Source organism: Lysobacterales bacterium (assembly GCA_014946745.1).
Classification (GTDB): domain Bacteria; phylum Pseudomonadota; class Gammaproteobacteria; order Xanthomonadales; family Xanthomonadaceae; genus Aquimonas.
Window position 1 is genome coordinate 2,429,186 of the sequence record JADCRD010000001.1, and the last position, 17,927, is coordinate 2,447,112.

The window sequence follows — 17,927 nt, forward strand, 5'->3', positions numbered from 1 at the left end:
GCCGCCCAGCGTCGCGCTGCGCGATCCGTCTCGCTGGCGTGACCTCAGGGCGTGCGTGTCTCGCCTCGCTGAGCATCCCCTGCAACGGAGTGACCCAGATGCAACGTCGACGTTTTCTCGGACTCGCTGCAACAGTCGCTGCCAGTTTCGGCCGGCGTCGCAGCGATGCGGCCATGCTCGGCCCACCGCCTGAGCGCTGGAATGGCTTGCTCGCCGCTGGCAAGTTCATCCCCGCCAAGATGCCGCTCGCACCAGAGCGCATCGTGCTGCCGCGCCCGGATGCGGAGACTTCGACGCGCGCCTTTCACCGCAACGGGCATGTCGGGCTGCCCTACGAGCTGCCGATCGTGGTGCAGGGCGGCAGCTGGCCCTTCGTCTACGAGCTGATCGAGGGCCCTGCCGGCGCGACCCTAGGTCGCGCGCACGGCGATCCGGGCTACGGCATCCTGCGCTGGACCCCGAGCGCGAACGGCCCCTTCAGCTTCACGGTGCGGGTGCGCGATCAGGACGGCGGCAGCGTGCAGTTCAGCTGGAGCGGCGTGGTTTCAGGCACCTGGGCGCGCTTCGTCGATGCCACCCGCGGCAGCGACAGCAGCGGCAGCGGAACGCTGGCAGCGCCGTGGCGAACGCTCGCACACGCGTATGCGCAGGTCCAGGACGGCGGCGCGCTGTGTCTGCGCGCGGGCCAGTATCAGGCGCCCGCCGAAGCCATGAACATGGCGGTCAGCGGCGGCACCGGCGCCGGCCGCGTGGGCAGCCTGATCGGCTGGCCGGGCGAGGCAGCGACGATCGACTGCAGCACGCTCGCTTCCGCAAATTTCGCTTGGTACAACAGCAGCGACACCTATGTCGGCCACCTGAGCTTCATCGGTGGGCCAAGCGGCCAGGCCAATCCACGCTGTTTCGTTTCGCTGAGTGTCAATCACCGCTGCTACCAGTATCGGCTGAGCTTCGACTCGCCAACCGTCGGCACGGCGGCGGGCGGTGGTGATGACAACAACAGCTGCCTGTTCCTCGGCGCCGGTGGCGCGGTGCGTTCGTACGTCGCGCAGGTGTTCTGCACCTTCCGCCGCCTGCACGAGACCAACAACGGCTTCAGCGCCATCGACACTTACCAGACACGCTATCTGGTGGTGGCCGACAACGTCTACGACGCCCCCGCTGTCAGCACAGCGCGGTATGCGCTGTGGATCAAGGGCTGGGAACAGGAAGACGTCAGCGTGCGCGGCAATCGCTGGACGCAGGCCTGGGGCGGCTCGCTGATCGAAGTCTCGATGTCGGCCTCCGCCGGCGCGTTTTCCGCTCGTCGCATCGAGATCTGCTTCAACACGCTGGTGGCACGGGCCGGCGCTACGGCAATGAACTTCGGCAGCGCACCCAGCGGACCGGAGCGCGGGCCGATCTGGATCTACCGCAACACCCTGGTCGGGATGCCAGTGATCGCGCGGCGCAGCTGGCCGCTGATCATCAGCTTCGAGAACGATGTGGTGGTGCATGACGTCACCCCCTTTGGCGGCACCGTGTCGGGAAAGCTGTTGATGTCGGATCCGAATGCGCCCGCGGGACGTTTCTACGATCCCGCTTTGCGCGAAAACATCACGCTGACGAGTCTGAACATGGAATGCCATGGCAGCAGCAGCGACGGCATCGTCGACGCCCAGCATCGTCTGACCGGCGCCTGGCGAACCCGGTACCTGGGCAGCCACGGCGCCGAAATCGTTCCGCCCGATCGCTTGTTCGGCGATGGCTTCGAATGAGCGGCTGGCCTGCACCCTTTGAATCCCGCGTTTCCCCTGCCCCCAGGAGCTGTCCGTGAATCCACTTTGCACGCTGCTGTCGAAGCACCGCCCGTCCCGCGGCCGGCCGTATGCGTCTCAGGTCATCCGCTGCGCAGTGGTAGCGCTGCTGGTGCTGAATGCGTCGCCGATGGCGTTCGCCGGCGGCTTGGTGCCGGTCAATGTCCGGCTGGAGGGCCTGGCTCTCGGCAACTCTGTGTCGCTGCGCCAGGGCGGCGTCACCGTCAGCGCCAGCCTCAACGGGCCGCTGACGTTGGGCCAGGCAGCCGCTGGGAGCACGCTCAGCATCGACGTGCTGCAGCAGCCCGATGGTCAGAGCTGCGCGCTGTCTGCGCAGGCGCCAGCGCAGGTGCCCGCCTCGGCGGCGCCGGTGTTCGTTCGCTGCGTGCATACCGCGGCAGCGCGCATCACCGTGCCAAGCACGACGCCCGATGATCCACTGCGCTGGTGGCATGACGGTGCCGGCCTGCGTCCGATCGCCTACCCCGGCCTCGCCTACGAGAGCCGGCCCGGCGTGGTCGGCGGGCAGTTCCCCTACGAATTCCGTCTGCTGGCCGTGCGCATCAACGGTCAGAGCGCAGCGAGCAGCGGCGTCAGCCTCGACTTCCGCCGCGGCACCCTGCGCTTCGTGCCTGCAACGGCGGGCACCTACGAATTCGATCTTGAGGTCCGCGACAGCGGCGCAGTGCAGAAGGTCGCGCAGCGGACGTTCACGGTAACGGCAGCCACCGATCGCTTCCTGTTTGTGGCGCCGAACGGCGTCGATGCGCCCGGGCGCGGCGGCATCGATCAACCGTTCCAGACGATTCCCTATGCGCTGGCTCAAGGCACGTCGGCGCAGGCGCTGATGCTGCGGGCCGGCACCTATGCCGGTCGCTTCGATCTGAACGACGGCCGCACCCGCCAGATCGTGGCCTACCCCGATGAAGTGCCGGTGCTGGCCATCAATCAATCCGGCAACATCACCGTGCGCTTCAGTCAGGCGCCCGCTGCGCGCCTTGAGGGGGTCGATATCACCGGCGTGCGCCAGTACGGCATCGTCAGCGATCCCTCGCTGCCCGGCCTGGTGGTGCGCCAGGTGCGCTTTCTGGAGGGCGTGGTGGCCAACGGCGGCGAGAACCCGGCCTACATCCACGGCTGGGGTGATCTGCAGCAGCGCCATCGCTTTCTGGTGCAGGACTCCGAGTTCAACAACTACCCGGCCGGCTATGCCACCACCTGGTTTGACGCCGGCGATTCGCTGTTCGAGAACAACCAGGTGCGCTTGGGCGCCTCGACCGTGGGCGTGCACGACAAAGACAACTCGCAGCGCAATGTGTACCGCGAGAACTTCATCGAGTACGCGCCCGGCTTCGCCAACAGCAACGGCATCCAGATCTCGGCGCAGTACGGCTCCGAGCAGGTCCACATCCACCACAACCTGCTCATCAACACCGGCGTGCTGCTCGGCGGCCAATGCCTGACCGAGGGCTGCACGATGCGCGCGCACGACATCCACCACAACACGATCGCGACCGGCGCCATCGTGCTGCGCTGGGGCGCCTTCAATGTGGGCAGCGCCGACACCCGAATCAGCCACAACCTGATCCGCTCGACGCCCGCTCCGTATGCCTGGGCCTCGTGCCTCAACACCGTGCCCGCCGCCTTCGCGACCCAACTGCAGGCGCGCGCCAACCGTCTTGAGACCGGCAGCACCAACGCCATGCGCGACACCGAATGCGGCGGCTCAGTGATGAACATGAGCTGGGCCACCTGGCGCAACACCTACGGGTTGGACACGCTGGCCTCCGGCAGCGTGCTCAGCGCCAGCAGCGATCTGGTCGGCAGCGGTGCGCTGCTGCGTCTCCCCGCAGGCGATTCGCGCCTCGCCAGCCTGGGGCATCGCTATCCGCTGCCGGTAAGCACCAGCCTGAACGTGTTCGCAAACGGCTTCGAATAGGCGCCTGCCGGGCTCCACGCCAACCCGCGCCCAGATCCGTTCGGGCCGCGGAGGAAGTCATCGCGCCGCAGAACATCCAAGCCACGAGAACCTCTCACGATGAAGCGTCGCCAGTTCCTGCTGATCAGCACGGCCGCCAGCGCCGGACTTGCCCTGCGGCCAGCTGCCGCCGCCCCGCCTGCGGCAGCGCTGGGCGGATCGAACCCAGTTTTCGCCGACGGCTTCGAAACGGTGACGCCCAGCACCAACACGGCCTATCTGTTTCCGCCCGGCTACTTCGAAACCGACAGCCTGTTGCCGCTGCAGAAGATCTACCCGCAGAGCGATGCGGTGACCGCGGCCGCCTCGCACCATCGCCGCGCCTATCCCGGCCTGCGCTGGGAATGTCCGGTGCGCGCGATGGGCGGCAGCAATCCGCGCTTCTACGAGTTGCTGTCTGGCCCGCCGGGCATGCGCATCGGTGAATTCCTGCAGCGCGATGCGTTCGGTGACTACATTCCAACGCCGGATTACGCGACGCTGATCTGGGAGTCGCCAGTGGCCGGCAGCTACCTGATCCGCGTGCGCTGCAGCGACCAGAACAACACGCCGGTGCTGTTCGAGTTCCGCCTGCAGGTCGCGCTCGATGGCCATCTGTTCACCGCGCCGACAGCGCTCGGCAACGGCGACGGCAGCAGCCCGCAGAATGCGATGGCCTGGAACCAGGCGATGCTGGGCAACGGCGTCGTCTCGCCGAGTCGCGGCAAGGTGCTGGTGTGTCGAGGCGGCAGCTATCCGCTGAGTGACGACCTGCTGGTCAACGCCAGCCATATGGCGACTTCGCTGATCGCCTACCCGGGCGAAACCCCGGTGTTCAATCGAGGCCTCCAGATGCGCTCGTCCGACGTGTTCATCGGCGGGCTGCGCTTCGAGGGGATCGGCACCGGCAACTTCGGCGTGATCAACGACTGGGAGTTCAACCACCGCTGGAGCGTCTGGCGCTGCCACTTCGAGCGCTGCTTCAACTCGAACACGGCCCAGAACAACAATCAATGCTGCATCGGCGCGGTGAACGGCGGGCGGGCCGCGGGTCGGCAGCACCTGCTGCTCGCCGAGAACACTTACCGCAACTGCAGCGGCCTGCACGGCTACGACTTCTACAACGTCGACACGCATCTGTGCGAACGCGAGACCTTCGTGATCGACGATCCGGGCATCGCGGTCCGCCACTCGGTGTGGTTTCCGAAGGGCTACTGCCGCTTCTACGAGATCTCGTTCTGCCGCGCCGATCTACCGCCACAGGCGGTGGAGGTCGAGAGCATCCTGCAGGCGTACAACGCGGCCTATGCGGTGTCGCGACCCAGCGTGGGGGCGATCGAGTACAACTTCGTGCGCGGCGGCAGCAACGTCGGCGCGCTGGTCACGAACGGCGCCGGCAATGGCACTGCCGCAAGCGTCGGGCCGATCACCCTGGTCTGCCAGGTGCGCCGCAACACGTTCGTTGGCAAACGCGTCGGCGCGCGCAATTTCGATCGCGCCGTCGGGGTGGATCGACACAGCCACTTCGCCGGCAACGTGCTGCAGACGGAAAGCAGCGGCAGCATCGGGACCTGGGGACCGGACAACGCGAACCCGGTCTGGTTCATCGAGCGTGATTCGCTCAGCGCGGGCACGGGCTTGATCGGCGGCGACGGCCGTCTCGTTGACGCGAATTGGCGTGGCCGCCGCGGATCGCAGATCTGGCGCCCTGGGAATTGAAACGCCTCGTCCGCGTTCGGCCTGCACCAGAACCGGACAGCAGAAAACGCGAAAGGCCCCGCTGAGAGGGGCCTTTCGCGTTGTGGAGCACTCGCCGCAAGCCGCGGACTAGTCGCCCATCAGCTTCTGGCGATGTTCCCAGCGTTCCTGGGCGTCGAGGCACAGGGTGGCAATCGGGCGCGCTTCGAGGCGGTCGATGCCGATCTCTTCGCCGGTCTCCTCGCAGTAGCCGTAGGAGCCGTCGTCGATGCGCTTGAGCGCTTTCTCGATCTTGCTGATGAGCTTGCGGTAGCGATCACGCGTGCGCAGTTCGAGCGAGTTCTCGGTCTCGCGGGTGGCACGCTCGGCTTCGTCGCCGACGTCGCGCACTTCTTCGCGCAGGTTGTCGATGGTCTGCTTCGACTCTTCGACCAGCTCCGTGCGCCAGTTGAGGAGCTTCTGGCGGAAGTACTCGAGGTGCTCGGGGCACATGTACTCCTCGCCGGCCTTCGGCTTGTAGCCGTCGGGCAGCTCGACGCGGACGATCTGGTGAGCCACCAGCGGCTCGGGCTGGGCGACGGGACGGCTGGGGGCCACCGCGCGTGCGCGCGTACCTTCGCCGCTGCCGGCGCCGCTGGACTTGGACTTGGTGACGCTTGGCTTCATCGTGTTCCCTGTTGCGTTGGAGGCGTCCGTGCCCGCAGCGCGAGTCTTGGCTGCAGTGGCCGGGGTGGCTGCGGCGGACACTTTAACGGCCGCAGGTTCCGGTTTCTTGTCGGCCGTCGCGCTCTTGGAAGGCGCTGCGTCCGGTTTGGCGGGAGTGTTGGGCTTGACCATGCCAACAATCGCCTGGGTGATCGATTTGACCGCAGTCACCGCCTTCTTGGCGATGGCCGCCGGTTGAGCGGTGGCAGGCGCCTTCGCAGGTGTTTTCGCTACCGACTTGGCGGGCGCCTTGGCGACCGGTTTGGCGACGGGCTTCGCCGCAGGTTTGGCGGGGGCCTTGGCCGCCGCCTTCGGCGCTGGCTTGGCAGTGGGCTTCGGAACGGGTTTGGCAGCTGGCTTCGCGGGAGCCTTCGCCGCTGGCTTGGCGGCGGGTTTCGCGGCTTTGACAGCAGGCTTTGCCGCCGGCTTTGCGACTGCCTTGGCGCTCTTCGCTACGGGCTTGGCCGCAGGCTTGGCTGCCTTGGCCGGAGCCGACTTCGATTTCGACGCTGCGGCCGCCTTGGCCGGTGCTTTCACCGCTTTCGACTTCGCTGCCACGATAGCCCTTCCCTTTGTGTGAGTTGCTTGAGGCTCAGCGGGCGCGTGTTATAGCCTGTCGCCCGCGCTGCGGCAAGCAAAACCGAGGCCGCCCGAGGCCCCTACAAGGCGCTTCCGCTGTGCCCTCGCACAGCCTCTTCGACGTGCATCCCCGCCCGCGCTGTCGTCGTACTTCCCCCTTCCTCCGACTGACCCGCCCGTGCGTCAACCCCTGATCCTACTCCTGCGGGGCTACAAGCGATTCATCAGCCCCCTGCTCGGCCAGCATTGCCGTTTCCATCCCAGCTGCTCGGAGTACTCGATGCAGGCGATCGAGCGCTTCGGCGCCGTGCGCGGAAGCTGGCTGACCGCGCGTCGGCTGGCGCGCTGCCAGCCCTTGTGCGACGGTGGCCACGATCCCGTTCCGGAGACGTGGCCCGGGCGCGGCGAGCATCGCCGCTGTCGCTGCGGCGAGCCCGAATCGCAGGAGCCCGAACGCGAACACGGCGCTGCATCCCCTTCGCCACCCGACTCGAACGACTACCGCCGATGCGCTTCCTGCTGAGCCTGCTCCTTCTGCTGTGCGCGCCGCTGCTGCGCGCGGGACCGATCCCCGAGCGACTGCCACAGGGCGGCACGGCCATCGTGCAGCTCGCGCCCGGCGAACGGGCGGAGCTCGACGGCCGCGTGCTGAAGGTCTCGCCCGAAGGCTGGCTGGTGTTCGGCGTCGGCCGAGAGGCGACCGGCGAGCTGCAGTTTGTGCGCATCGCGCGGTCCGGCGCGCGCCATGCGCAGAGCATCCGCATCGTGCCGCGCGACTTCCGCATCGAGCGCGTCAACGGGCTGCCGCAGCAGACGGTGACGCCGGATCCAGCCATCGCCGAGCGCATCGCCCGCGAGCAGGCGGCCGTGGCCAAGGCGCGCGAGCGCGATGACGCGCGCATCGATTTCGCGGCAGGTTTCGTGCGCCCCATCGAGGGCGGCAGGATCAGCGGCGTCTACGGCAGCCAGCGCATCCTGAACGGCGAGCCGCGCGCGCCGCATATGGGCCTCGACATCGCCGTGCCCACCGGTACACCGATCCACGCGCCAGCGTCCGGCATCGTCAGCTTCGTCGGGCCGGATCTGTTTCTGACCGGCGGCACGGTGCTGCTCGACCACGGCCATGGCCTGTCTTCGAGCTTCCTACATCTGTCGCGCATCGATGTCCGCGAAGGCCAGCGCATCGAACGCGGCGAGACCCTCGGCGCCGTCGGCGCCACCGGTCGCGCCTCGGGCCCGCACCTGCACTGGGGCCTCAACTGGTTCGAGACCCGACTCGATCCGGCCCTGCTGCTGCCCTGACCCACAACTTTCCCACCCTTGCCGAGAGCCTCCATGCCTTCCTTCGACATCGTGTCCGAAGTGGACAGCCACGAACTCACCAATGCCGTCGACCAGGCCAGCCGCGAGCTGGGCAAGCGTTTCGACTTCCGCGGCACATCCGCCGCCTTCGAGCTGGAGGACACGACTGTCAAGCTGCGCGGTGACAGCGAATTCCAGCTGCAGCAGCTGATGGACATCCTGCGTCAGCGTCTGACCGCGCGCAGCATCGATATCCGCTGTCTGGAGCCCGGCGAGGTCGAGACCAATGTCGCCGGCGCTCGGCAGACGGTGAAGATCAAGCAGGGCATCGAGCAGGCCACGGCCAAGAAGATCGTCGCCGCCATCAAGGCCAGCGGCATCAAGGTCGACAGCCAGATCCAGGGCGACAAGCTGCGCGTCAACGGCAAGAAGCGCGACGACCTGCAGGCGGCGATCGCGCTGCTGCGCAAGAGCGACTTCGAACTGCCGCTGCAGTTCGACAATTTCCGCGATTGAGGCCAACGCGAGTCGTGCGCACGGTGCGGCAGCGCCTTCGTGATCGCCCCATGGACGATGGCCAAGGCAGCGCGGATCAAGTGGATCCCGAGCATGATCCGTAGTCGCGAATCCGGCGTCACCGGACTCGCTTGCGCTGAACTGTTCGGGCTTGCGCTAGCCCACCCGCTGCAAAATGGCGTCGCGAGCGCGCCGCAGCGCTGGCCCCACTTCGCCGACCAGACGCTCGCGGGTCATGCTGTAGACCGGGCCGTTGACGGACAGTGCCAGCAGGCGCTCGCCCCCCTGGATCGGCAGCGGCACGCCGACGGCATAAAGCTCGGGCATCCAGTCGCCGAGCGAGAACACGAAGCCATGCGCCGCGTAGTCGTGGCGCGCCTGCTCCACGCCAGCGGACACCTCTGCACGCTTGGCCTTGGGTACACGCTGCAGCAGGGTCGCCATGGTGGCGTCGTAGCGCGTCCGGTCGAGCCCGGCCAGGTAGGCGCGGCCCAGAGCGGTGGTGCCATGCGGCAGGCGCTCGCCGATCTCGCGACGGATGTGGAAGGCGTTGCTGCCGTGGCAGACCTCGAGCACCACCATCTGGGTCTGGTCGAGCGCACCCAGGATCACGCTGGCCTGCACTTCGTCGGCAAGCGCCTGCATCAGCGGCTTTGCCACGGCGCGGACATCCTCACCAGCGAGGAACGCGTGGCCCAGCGCCAGCACGCTGGCGCCCAGCGCGTACTTCTCCAGCTTCTGCGAATGCTCCAGGTAGCCCAACCGCGTAAGCGTGTAGGTCAGGCGCGATACGGTTGGACGCGGCAGGCCCGTGCGACTGGCGATCTCGCTGTTGGCCAGCCAGCGCTCGCTGCGCTTGAAACTGCGCAGAATCGCCAAGCCACGCGCCAGCGCCGTGACAAAGCGCCGGTCGCGCGCCTCTTCGGCGCGGATGCCGGCCTCGGTGGCCAAGGTGTCGTCGGCGGCGGTGCTGGTGTTGGCTGCGGGGTCGTTCCTGTCGGTCATTGCCCTGTGATTCCCTGCGTGGTTCAGCTCCAGCGTTTGAGCTCGAGCTTGGCGATGTGGTTGCGATGGACCTCATCGGGTCCATCAGCCAATCGCAGGGTACGCGCCATCGCGTAGGCGTACGCGAGCGGAAAGTCACTACTCACGCCGCCGCCGCCGTGGACCTGGATCGCCCAATCGATCACCTGGCAGGCCATCGTCGGCGCGGCGACCTTGATCATCGCGATCTCCTTGGCGGCGACCTTGTTGCCCACCGTATCCATCTGCCAAGCGGCGTTCAGCGTCAGCAAGCGCGTCTGATCGATCAGGATGCGCGCCTCGGCGATCCTCTCGCGGGTCACACCCTGCTCGGCGACGGCGCGGCCGAAGGCATGCCGCGAGAGCGCGCGCTTGCACATCAGCTCGAGCGCGCGTTCGGCCAGGCCGATCAATCGCATGCAGTGGTGGATGCGGCCCGGACCCAGCCGCCCCTGGGCGATTTCGAAGCCCCTGCCCTCGCCAAGCAGGATGTTCTGTGCCGGCACCCGAACGTTCTCGAACACGATCTCGCCGTGACCATGCGGTGCATCGTCATAGCCGAACACCGGCAAGTGGCGCAGCAGCTGCACGCCGGGCGTGTCCATCGGCACCAGGATCATCGACTGCCGCTGGTGCGGGCTCGGGTGATCGGGCTGGCTCTGCCCCATCACGATCAGGATCCGGCAGCGCGGGTCATTGGCGCCCGAGCTCCACCACTTGCGGCCGTTGATCACGTATTGATCGCCCTCGCGCTCGATGCGCGTGCGAATCTGGGTGGCGTCTGAGGAGGCCACCTCGGGCTCGGTCATCGCAAAGCAGCTGCGGATCTCGCCGGCCAGCAATGGTTCAAGCCACTGCGCCTGCTGCGCGGGCGTGCCGTAGCGCTCCAGCACCTCCATGTTGCCGGTGTCGGGCGCGCTGCAGTTGAACACCTCGGGCGCGATCGGCGAGCGCCCCATCAGCTCGCACAGCGGCGCGTACTCGGCATTGGTGAGGCCCGCGCCCCGCGAAGACTCGGGCAGGAACAGATTCCACAGCCCAGCGGCCCTGGCCTTGGCCTTGAGCGTCTCGACCACGCGGGTCGGCACCCAGGCGTTGCCGGCGCGGCGATTCGCCTCGACCTCGTCGAAGAAGGCGGCCTCGCCGGGATACACCTCGGCCTGCAGGAAGGCGTCGACGCGGGCCATCAGCTCACGCGTCCGCTGCGAGTAGTTGAAGTCCATCAGGGCGCTTCCTTCTGTGCGATGGCCCAGGCCAGCTCGGCCAGCGGCACGGCCTGTCGACCCATTTCCGCGCCCTTGCTCGACGCCGCATTGCCGGCCAGTGCGCGGGCGAGCACGCCCTGCAGAATCGCGGCGAGCCGGAACAGGTTGAACACGAGGTAGGTGTTCCAGTGTGCGGGCAGGCCATTGCTGCCGACCTCGACACCGGCGATCCGGCAGTACTCGGCGATGTACTCGGCCTCGCCGGGAATGCCGAGCGCGGCGATATCGACACCGGCCAGCCCGCGAAAGCCCGCGGCGGGCATGCGCCAGGTCAGGGTGCTGTAGGCGAAGTCGACCAGCGGGTCGCCCAGCGTGGACAGCTCCCAGTCCAGCAGGGCGCGGATCTCGATGGCCTCGGGCGCGAAGATGAAATTGTCGAGCCGCAGATCACCGTGGACGATGCGCACCGCGTTCGGCGGCGGCAGATGCGCCGGCAGCCATTCGATCAGGCGCTCCATCGCGGCGATCGGCGGCGCCTCGGAGGCCTGGTACTGGCGGGTCCAGCGGCTGGTCTGGCGCTCCAGGTAGTTGCCCGGCGCACCGTAGTCTTCCAGGCCGACGGCGGCGGGTTCGATCGCATGCAGGTCGGCGATGGTGCGCGCCATCGACAGGAAGGCCTCGCGCCGCTGCGCGGGTTCGAGATCGGGCAGCTTCGGGTCCCAGAACACGCGTCCGGGCACGTGGCGCATGACGTAGAAGGCGGTGCCGATGATGGTGTCGTCTTCGCACAGGGCAAGCGCTTCCGCCACCGGCACGGCAGTGCCGCGCAGCGCGCGGATCACCCGGTACTCGCGATCAACGGCATGCGCCGACGGCAGCAGCTTGCCCGGCGGCTTGCGCCGCAGCACCAGGCGCTCTGCGCCGACTTCGAGGTAGTAGGTCGGATTGCTCTGCCCGCCCTCGAACTGCCAGAGCTTGAGTTCGCCGCCGAGACCCAGGCTCCGCTGAAGCCAGAGGGCCAGCGCGGCCTCGTCGATGCGATGCGCCTCGCGCACCGCGGTCACACCCGCAGGCAGGACCATCAGAGCACGCTCATGCCGCCGTCGACGGCGATGTTCTGGCCGTTGATGTGCGCCGACGCATCCGAGGCCAGCAGCACCGCCAGGCCCTTCAAGTCTTCTTCGCCGCCCATCTGGCCGCGTGGCGTCAGCCGGGTCAGCAGCTCGTGCGAGCGCTCGATGATCTTGTCGGCCATCTTGCTGCTGAAGAAGCCCGGGCAGATGCCGTTGACGGTGATGCCGCGACCGCCCCACTCGGCGGCCAAGGCGCGCGTGAGATTGACCACCGCGCCCTTGCTGGCGTGGTAGGCCGCGGCGCAGAGCACTTCCGGCGGCGAAGCGCCCAGACCTGCGACCGAGGAGACATTGATGATCCGCCCCTTGCCCTGCGGCAGCAGGCAGCGGCGCGCGACCTCCTGGGTCAGCGCGAACAGCGCGTTCAAGTTCAGATCGATGACCTTGGCCCAGGCCTCGGGCGGGTGCTCCTCGGCGCGAGCGCCCCAGGTGGCGCCAGCGTTGTTGACCAGGATGTCGATACGCCCGAAGTGCGCCAGCGCGGCATCGACCAGGGCAGCGGCGGCACCGGGCTTGGCGATGTCCAAGGGCACGGCCAGCACCGCGGCGCCCTGCCCTTCAAGATGCGCCTGTGCCTGCGCCAGCTCGTCGGCCTTGCGCGCGGTGATCACCAGCTTCGCGCCCATTTCGGCCAGGCCTTCGGCGATCTGCAGGCCCAGCCCGCGCGAGCCGCCGGTGATGACGGCCACCCGGCCGCCGAGTTCAAAGAGTTGGCGTACGCCCATGGTGTTGCGCTCCGTGTGTCGAATCATCGTGTGCCGATGCGCGGAACAAAGTTCTGCACAGAAAGACGAAGCATACCTGCGCCGCAGCTGCGCTGCGGTCGGCGCCGGCGCTCGCAGGGTGCGGCGCCTATCGGCCATGAACGACGCCGCCGCGGATTCGAGCGCGCGTGGGCGTGATCCGGCCAAAGCACGCCTGGCCACGGCCTGATTGGCGAGATCCACGCTGCTCGTTTTCGGCCTTGCTCAGTTCCGCAAACAGCGAGTGAAACCACCGCTTCTGCGCTCGCTACTGCCCCCGGATTCGCTCCCGCCCGGGGTCCGTTGCCGGCAGACGCGCACCGATTCGAATAGCCCCGCAATTGCCGGAACACTCGCATTCCGCTATAACGCCGTGTGTTCCACGCCAAGTGAGAACACTCGGAGCGCGTCATTCCATAAGAATCCAGAGTTCCACCAAGGAGACGATCCATGTCCATCGACCTGACCGGCCTTTCCTCGCAACAGCTGGACGAGCTGATTGCCAAAGCCGCAGAAACCAAGCGCAACCTGCACAAGCAGCGCATCAACGATGTCCGCAAAAAGCTCGCCCAGATCGCCAAGGACGAGGGCTACTCGATTGAAGAGCTGTTCGGACTCGGCCGCAAAGGCGGCAAGGGCAGCGTTGGCGCGAAGTACGCGAACCCGGCGGACCCCTCGCAGACCTGGACGGGCCGCGGCAAGCGCCCGAACTGGTTCAAGGACGCGCTGGCCTCCGGCGCTTCCGAAGAGTCGCTGCGCGTCGGCTGATTCCTCAGCCCTCGGCAACACCGAACGCCGGCCTAATGGCCGGCGTTCTGTTTTGGGGAAGCGGTTGCTTATCGATGCTTTCCGCGCGTCGTGAAGCGCGCGTCCGCGGATCCAGCGCGCTCGCGCCTGCTCCCGCCCGACCGGGCGCAGCCAAGTCAAAGCCGCACAGCGCCTCAGCGCATCCGGACCACCGCCGGATTCGCGACCTCCGAGCGACACCCGGCGGATTTCGTGCAGACCAAGCCTCGCGAAATCGGTTCTGGAGGAGCCGCCCGACACCGACTCAGAGGCTGCGCCGCGGTGGAATGAGCAGATTGCCGAACAGCAGACCGGCGACCAGCGAGATCAGCACGGTGATCACCGTGAATCCGGTGTCCAAACCGAGAAACACATCACGCTCGAATACGAATGACAAACTTCTGAAGCCCACGCTGCCCGGCACCAGAAGAATCATGCCCGGGACCCGCACCACCGCGCCCGGGCGACTGAAGGTCCGCGCATACAGATTGCTGGCGGCACTTACTGCCATGCCGGCCATGAACACACCGGCTTCGTTTCCAAGCGCCGCGCCGCCGTAGCGGCTGCACAGATAGCCCAGAATGGCCGAGGCCATCACCACGGGATAATCGCGCCGGTCCGCACGGAACAGCACCGCGAAGGAATACGCCGCCACCAGTAGCGACGCCCATTCCAACCATTCCGGCGGCATTGGCGCGGGCGGCTCAGCCGGCACCCAGCCCAGCAGGCGCGCGAACTGGGTCGCGGCCACAGTACCGAAGGTCAGCTTGAGCAGGGTGGACACCGCCCCGGCAAAGCGCGCCGTACCGGCCATCAGATGCTGGCTCGACAGCTCGGACACTGCATTCGCCAGCGTAAGGCCGGGCAGCAGAACGATCAGGCTGGCCACGACTACCGTCTTGAGATTGATCGGCACCAGCCAGAAAGCCACTGCGGTCGCCAGCAGGGTCGCCAAAAGGGCGGCAATCGCATCCAGACCCTCCGACAGCCTGGGCCGCCCCGCGCCCAGCACATAGAGCAGTCCGATCATCCAGCCGATGCCGGCGGCGGTCGCGATATCGGCCCAGGCGGTGCCCAGCAGGCCCGCCACGCTGGCGGACGCGAGGCCGAAGCTGAAGGCCGTCAGGGCCTGTGCCGCAGGGCCGGAGGGGGCCTTGAGTTCGCGCAGCGCGCGCGAGCCCTCGTTCAAGCTCATCTCGCCCGCCAACACCTTCTCGGCGATCTCATCGGCCGCACACAGCCGGGCGAGGTCCACGTCGCCCGGCTCCAGGCGCACGACCCGCGTGGTTTCGGCAGCGGGCGCACCCTCGGCGACCACGGCGTCGGCATCCACCACAGAGAGGATCAACCCAGTCGGGTTGGCCATCGGCTGGCAGTGCAGGCGCAAGCGCACGGCCACCTTCGAGATCGCCAGCTCCAGTCGCTGCGCCGTGGTGCCGTAGGTGTGCAGACTGGCCGCGAGCTGCAGCAGAAACTCGATGCGATCGGCGTAGCTGGGCTGTGGGCTCATGGGCGTCAGGCATCGCGGGGTCGCCAAGGATACCGACAGCGCGCGGCCGACATGGCTGGACTCGCGGCAGCGCGCTCGCCTCGGCATACTTCGCGCCCCTCGTCGCGCCTGCCGGCACGGAATCCGCATGCCCATCCAGTTCGGCCTCGGCGAAGCCTTCGCGCTGCTCAGCGCGTTGGCCTGGGCGGTGGGCGTGATCCTCTACAGCAAGCTCGGCACCTGGCTGGCGCCGCTGCAGCTGAACTTCATCAAGAATGCGCTGGTGCTGGGGATGCTCGCCGCGACCGTGCCCCTGGTGCATGGCCTGACCCTGCCCAACATCAGCGCCGCCGAGATCGCCATCGCTGTCATCAGCGGAGTGATCGGGTTGGCGCTCGCCGACACGCTCTACCTGAAGGCGCTGAACCAGCTCGGTGCAGGCCGCATGGGGATTATCGGCAATCTCTACAGCCCCTTCGTGATCGCGCTGTCCTTCGTTTTTCTCGGCGAACGCCTGGGCCCGCTGCAGATCGTCGGCTTCGTACTGGTCAGCTCGGGGGTGCTGCTGGTCAGCGGCAAGCGCGAGCGCGAGGCGGGTGGCGGCAGCCTGCTGTCGGGGGTTCTGCTCGGCGTGCTCGCGATCCTGCTGATGGCGGTCGCGATCGTCATGGTCAAACGCGTGCTGGAAGCCCAGCCCCTGGTGTGGATCAGCTTGATCCGCATGGGTGGCGCCCTGGTCGGGCTGCTGCTGATCGTCGGCCTGCGTGGCGAGCTGCGCACGCTGAATCCTCTGCGCATGCGGGTGCACTGGCCCACCCTGCTGATCGCCGCCTTTGTCGGCCAGTTCCTGTCCACCCTGTTCTGGCTGGGCGGCTACAAGTACACCGACGCCATGGTCGCGGCCATTCTCAACGAGAGCTCCTCGGCCTTCATCGTGCTGCTGGCCTGGCTGTGGCTGCGCGAACCCATGGACCGTCGCCGCGCCGGCGGCATCGTGCTGGCGATGGCAGGGGTGGCCTGCATGATCGTGTGAACGCGAACTGCGGGATTCGAGAAGACGCTGGCAGCGTGTCGAAAAGCTCCCTTGCTCGGAGGTTTTCGGGTCGACGCTCCGGCAAAAGTCCGAACCGCCTCCCACAAATGCATCGCCTATGCGCTGGCTTAGTCGAATCGGCCCAGCTTGGCCGAGCCAGCGGGCTGCTGTTCAAGAGCCTTCCGAATCCAAGCAGCGCAGCTCCACGCGGCTTGTGACCGGGCTATCGACTTGGCTTGTCGCGGTCGCCGGCCGCTGGCGAATGCAGGCTCCCGACTCCCGGCTGTCAGCGTATACAGCCCTTGAGCGGCACCGCGCGGCGCAGCGGGAGGCTCCCCTGCTCGCCCGTGCTGAAACGGTAGCTCATGGTGGCGGTATTGCAGTCCTTGAAGACGAAACTGGCCTGACCCGCCCCGCGCGTGTCGAGCGACTGCTGAGCGCCAGAAAAGCTGCCGCCGGTCGTCTGGTAGACCGTGCCTTCCGCTTCGTCGCCATCGACATCGGTCAGCCCCGAGAACCACAGGTGTTCCGCCGCGCGCACCGCGCCAGGAGCGCCCTGCGCCCATGTGAACCAGGCGAAAGCGAGCTTTCCCTGATCTTCAAGCACATCGAAGTAGACGCCCTGCCCCGAGCGCTCAGGGTTGTACCAGGCGCCATCCAGACCTTCGGCGATCTGGAAGGGCGGCGGGCCCGGCAGTTCCGACTTGACGGTGTAGCCCCAGAAGCAGATCTGCCCGCCGGTGTTCTGGATGAAGGCCTTGGGGTTCTCCTCCACAAAGCCGGGCCAGCCGTCGCAAAGCTCGATAGCCAAGCCGCCGAAGCCATCGACCTGGTCGATATGCCAGCGCCACAGGCGCTGATCGGGGTCGCGGATATCGCGGTTGTAGCCATCACCGCCGTAGCCGATCTTGGCCAGCAGAATGCCCGGTGTGCGCTCATTCGGGCGACCGCCGTTGGCGATGATGGCTCGCGCCTGGGCGATGTGCTCGGGGTCGCTCAATGCCACCAGGAAACTCTGGTTGCGCTCCGCCTCGATCTCGGCCATCTCGAACCAGACCGTTTCGGCCTGAGCTGCCATGGATAGCGAAAGGCCGAGGCACACCGCTGCGGCGAGCTTCATGATCGACTTCATGGACTGCTCCTAAAGTGGGATGAACCGCGGTTCCCGCACCGCTCAGTACCGATCTCTGCCGGCGAAGCGCCCGCGACAGCGATGAATCCGGGCGGATCTTTGTCCAGCCGCAGAACGGACGCAGCGAGCATGCCACAGAACTTCTCGCCCTTCATGCCGCAGGGCGGCACCCGATCCAGCGGAAGGTGAGATTGAGTCGCGGCGGCATTGCCCGGGCGCTCTTGGCAATGGCGTGCTGATAAAGCGCCTGGGTACGTCCGCTCATGAGCAGCAGGCTGCCATGCGGCAATTCAAGCTTCAGCCGCTGCCGGCGCTCGGCGACGTCGCGAAAGGCAAATCCCCGCACCGCGCCCAGGCTGAGCGAGGCGATCACCGGCTCAGGCCCCAGCTCGGGCTCGTCATCGGCGTGCCAGCCCATGCCGTCGGCGCCGTCGCGGTACAGGTTGGCCAGCACGCTGTTGAAGCGCCCGCCGCAGGCCTGCTCGACTCTCGGCTTGAGCGCAGCCAGCGCCAAGGGCCAAGGTCGCGGCTCGAAGCGCGTGCGCGAATAGACATAGGTCGCGCCGGGGTCGCCGATCCAACAGGAGAGCCGCGGCGAGGCGTGTTCACGACCGTAGATCCGGAGGCGGTGCTGCTCCCAGGGGATCTCGGTGCGGAGCGCCGCCAGCAGCGCATCGGCCTCATCGGCCTCAAGGAAGGTGGGCGCGATCCGCAGCTCGGCGCCGGCCAGGGCGATCTCGATCCATTCCATACGCTGAAGTATGCTTGCTGCCTTCGCCGGCCAGACCTGCCCCATGCAGAGCCTGTGCGCCGACACTCTGCGGGCCGCG

The 17,927-nt window shown here is 67.4% G+C and carries 16 protein-coding genes; 8 read left to right on the top strand and 8 right to left on the bottom strand.

What is annotated here, in order from left to right; genetic code table 11:
- Positions 1-98 precede the first annotated feature (98 nt).
- The 3 genes from H4O13_09515 to H4O13_09525 all read left to right on the top strand — a co-directional run bounded on the left by H4O13_09515 (position 99) and on the right by H4O13_09525 (position 5,472).
- Positions 99-1,757 (top strand): hypothetical protein, encoded by a 1,659-nt coding sequence (locus H4O13_09515; GenBank protein ID MBE5315627.1) that lies wholly within the window; start codon positions 99-101, stop codon positions 1,755-1,757.
- Between the two features lie 55 nt (positions 1,758-1,812).
- On the top strand, positions 1,813-3,735 hold the full coding sequence (locus H4O13_09520) for a hypothetical protein (protein ID MBE5315628.1): 1,923 nt from the start codon (positions 1,813-1,815) through the stop codon (positions 3,733-3,735).
- Between the two features lie 99 nt (positions 3,736-3,834).
- A complete protein-coding gene (locus tag H4O13_09525) occupies positions 3,835-5,472 on the top strand; it encodes a hypothetical protein (GenBank protein MBE5315629.1) in 1,638 nt (545 codons plus the stop codon).
- A 108-nt stretch (positions 5,473-5,580) separates the two neighbouring features.
- On the opposite strand, the gene dksA is transcribed toward H4O13_09525, so the two are convergent.
- Positions 5,581-6,693 carry an RNA polymerase-binding protein DksA gene (gene dksA / locus H4O13_09530; protein ID MBE5315630.1) on the bottom strand — a complete coding sequence of 371 codons (1,113 nt, stop codon included), beginning with the start codon at positions 6,691-6,693 and terminating at the stop codon, positions 5,581-5,583.
- A gap of 220 nt (positions 6,694-6,913) precedes the next feature.
- On the opposite strand from dksA, the gene yidD reads away from it, so the two are divergent.
- The 3 genes from yidD to H4O13_09545 are packed head-to-tail and all read left to right on the top strand — an operon-like array spanning position 6,914 to position 8,553.
- Positions 6,914-7,258 carry a membrane protein insertion efficiency factor YidD gene (gene yidD, locus H4O13_09535; protein ID MBE5315631.1) on the top strand — a complete coding sequence of 115 codons (345 nt, stop codon included), beginning with the start codon at positions 6,914-6,916 and terminating at the stop codon, positions 7,256-7,258.
- Entirely contained in the window at positions 7,243-8,037 is a 795-nt protein-coding gene (locus H4O13_09540; GenBank protein MBE5315632.1) for a M23 family metallopeptidase, read from the top strand. Before yidD ends, H4O13_09540 begins: the two co-directional genes overlap by 16 nt.
- A gap of 33 nt (positions 8,038-8,070) precedes the next feature.
- Positions 8,071-8,553 (top strand): YajQ family cyclic di-GMP-binding protein, encoded by a 483-nt coding sequence (locus H4O13_09545; protein MBE5315633.1) that lies wholly within the window; start codon positions 8,071-8,073, stop codon positions 8,551-8,553.
- Between the two features lie 156 nt (positions 8,554-8,709).
- On the opposite strand, the gene H4O13_09550 is transcribed toward H4O13_09545, so the two are convergent.
- Genes H4O13_09550 through H4O13_09565 form a run of 4 tightly spaced genes read right to left on the bottom strand, consistent with a single transcriptional unit; the run spans position 8,710 to position 12,639 of the window.
- On the bottom strand, positions 8,710-9,558 hold the full coding sequence (locus tag H4O13_09550; GenBank protein ID MBE5315634.1) for an IclR family transcriptional regulator: 849 nt from the start codon (positions 9,556-9,558) through the stop codon (positions 8,710-8,712).
- A 23-nt stretch (positions 9,559-9,581) separates the two neighbouring features.
- A complete protein-coding gene (locus tag H4O13_09555; GenBank protein ID MBE5315635.1) occupies positions 9,582-10,799 on the bottom strand; it encodes an acyl-CoA dehydrogenase family protein in 1,218 nt (405 codons plus the stop codon).
- On the bottom strand, positions 10,799-11,863 hold the full coding sequence (locus H4O13_09560; GenBank protein ID MBE5315636.1) for a phosphotransferase: 1,065 nt from the start codon (positions 11,861-11,863) through the stop codon (positions 10,799-10,801). Before H4O13_09560 ends, H4O13_09555 begins: the two co-directional genes overlap by 1 nt.
- On the bottom strand, positions 11,863-12,639 hold the full coding sequence (locus H4O13_09565) for an SDR family oxidoreductase (protein MBE5315637.1): 777 nt from the start codon (positions 12,637-12,639) through the stop codon (positions 11,863-11,865). The genes H4O13_09560 and H4O13_09565 overlap by 1 nt, the downstream gene beginning before the upstream one ends.
- Positions 12,640-13,107: 468 nt before the next feature.
- Between H4O13_09565 and H4O13_09570 the strand changes: the two genes are divergently transcribed.
- Entirely contained in the window at positions 13,108-13,425 is a 318-nt protein-coding gene (locus tag H4O13_09570; protein ID MBE5315638.1) for an H-NS histone family protein, read from the top strand.
- 283 nt (positions 13,426-13,708) lie between these two features.
- Here H4O13_09570 and H4O13_09575 read toward each other — a convergent pair whose 3' ends face one another.
- Positions 13,709-14,953 (bottom strand): threonine/serine exporter family protein, encoded by a 1,245-nt coding sequence (locus tag H4O13_09575; GenBank protein MBE5315639.1) that lies wholly within the window; start codon positions 14,951-14,953, stop codon positions 13,709-13,711.
- A 127-nt stretch (positions 14,954-15,080) separates the two neighbouring features.
- Here H4O13_09575 and H4O13_09580 point away from each other — a divergent pair, with 127 nt between their 5' ends.
- Positions 15,081-15,965, top strand: coding sequence for a DMT family transporter (locus tag H4O13_09580; GenBank protein ID MBE5315640.1), 885 nt, complete (start codon positions 15,081-15,083; stop codon positions 15,963-15,965).
- A gap of 286 nt (positions 15,966-16,251) precedes the next feature.
- Here H4O13_09580 and H4O13_09585 read toward each other — a convergent pair whose 3' ends face one another.
- Positions 16,252-17,097, bottom strand: a complete 846-nt coding sequence (locus tag H4O13_09585) for a hypothetical protein (GenBank protein MBE5315641.1) — start codon at positions 17,095-17,097, stop codon at positions 16,252-16,254.
- Between the two features lie 151 nt (positions 17,098-17,248).
- On the bottom strand, positions 17,249-17,848 hold the full coding sequence (locus tag H4O13_09590) for an alpha-ketoglutarate-dependent dioxygenase AlkB (protein MBE5315642.1): 600 nt from the start codon (positions 17,846-17,848) through the stop codon (positions 17,249-17,251).
- Positions 17,849-17,927: the final 79 nt, after the last annotated feature.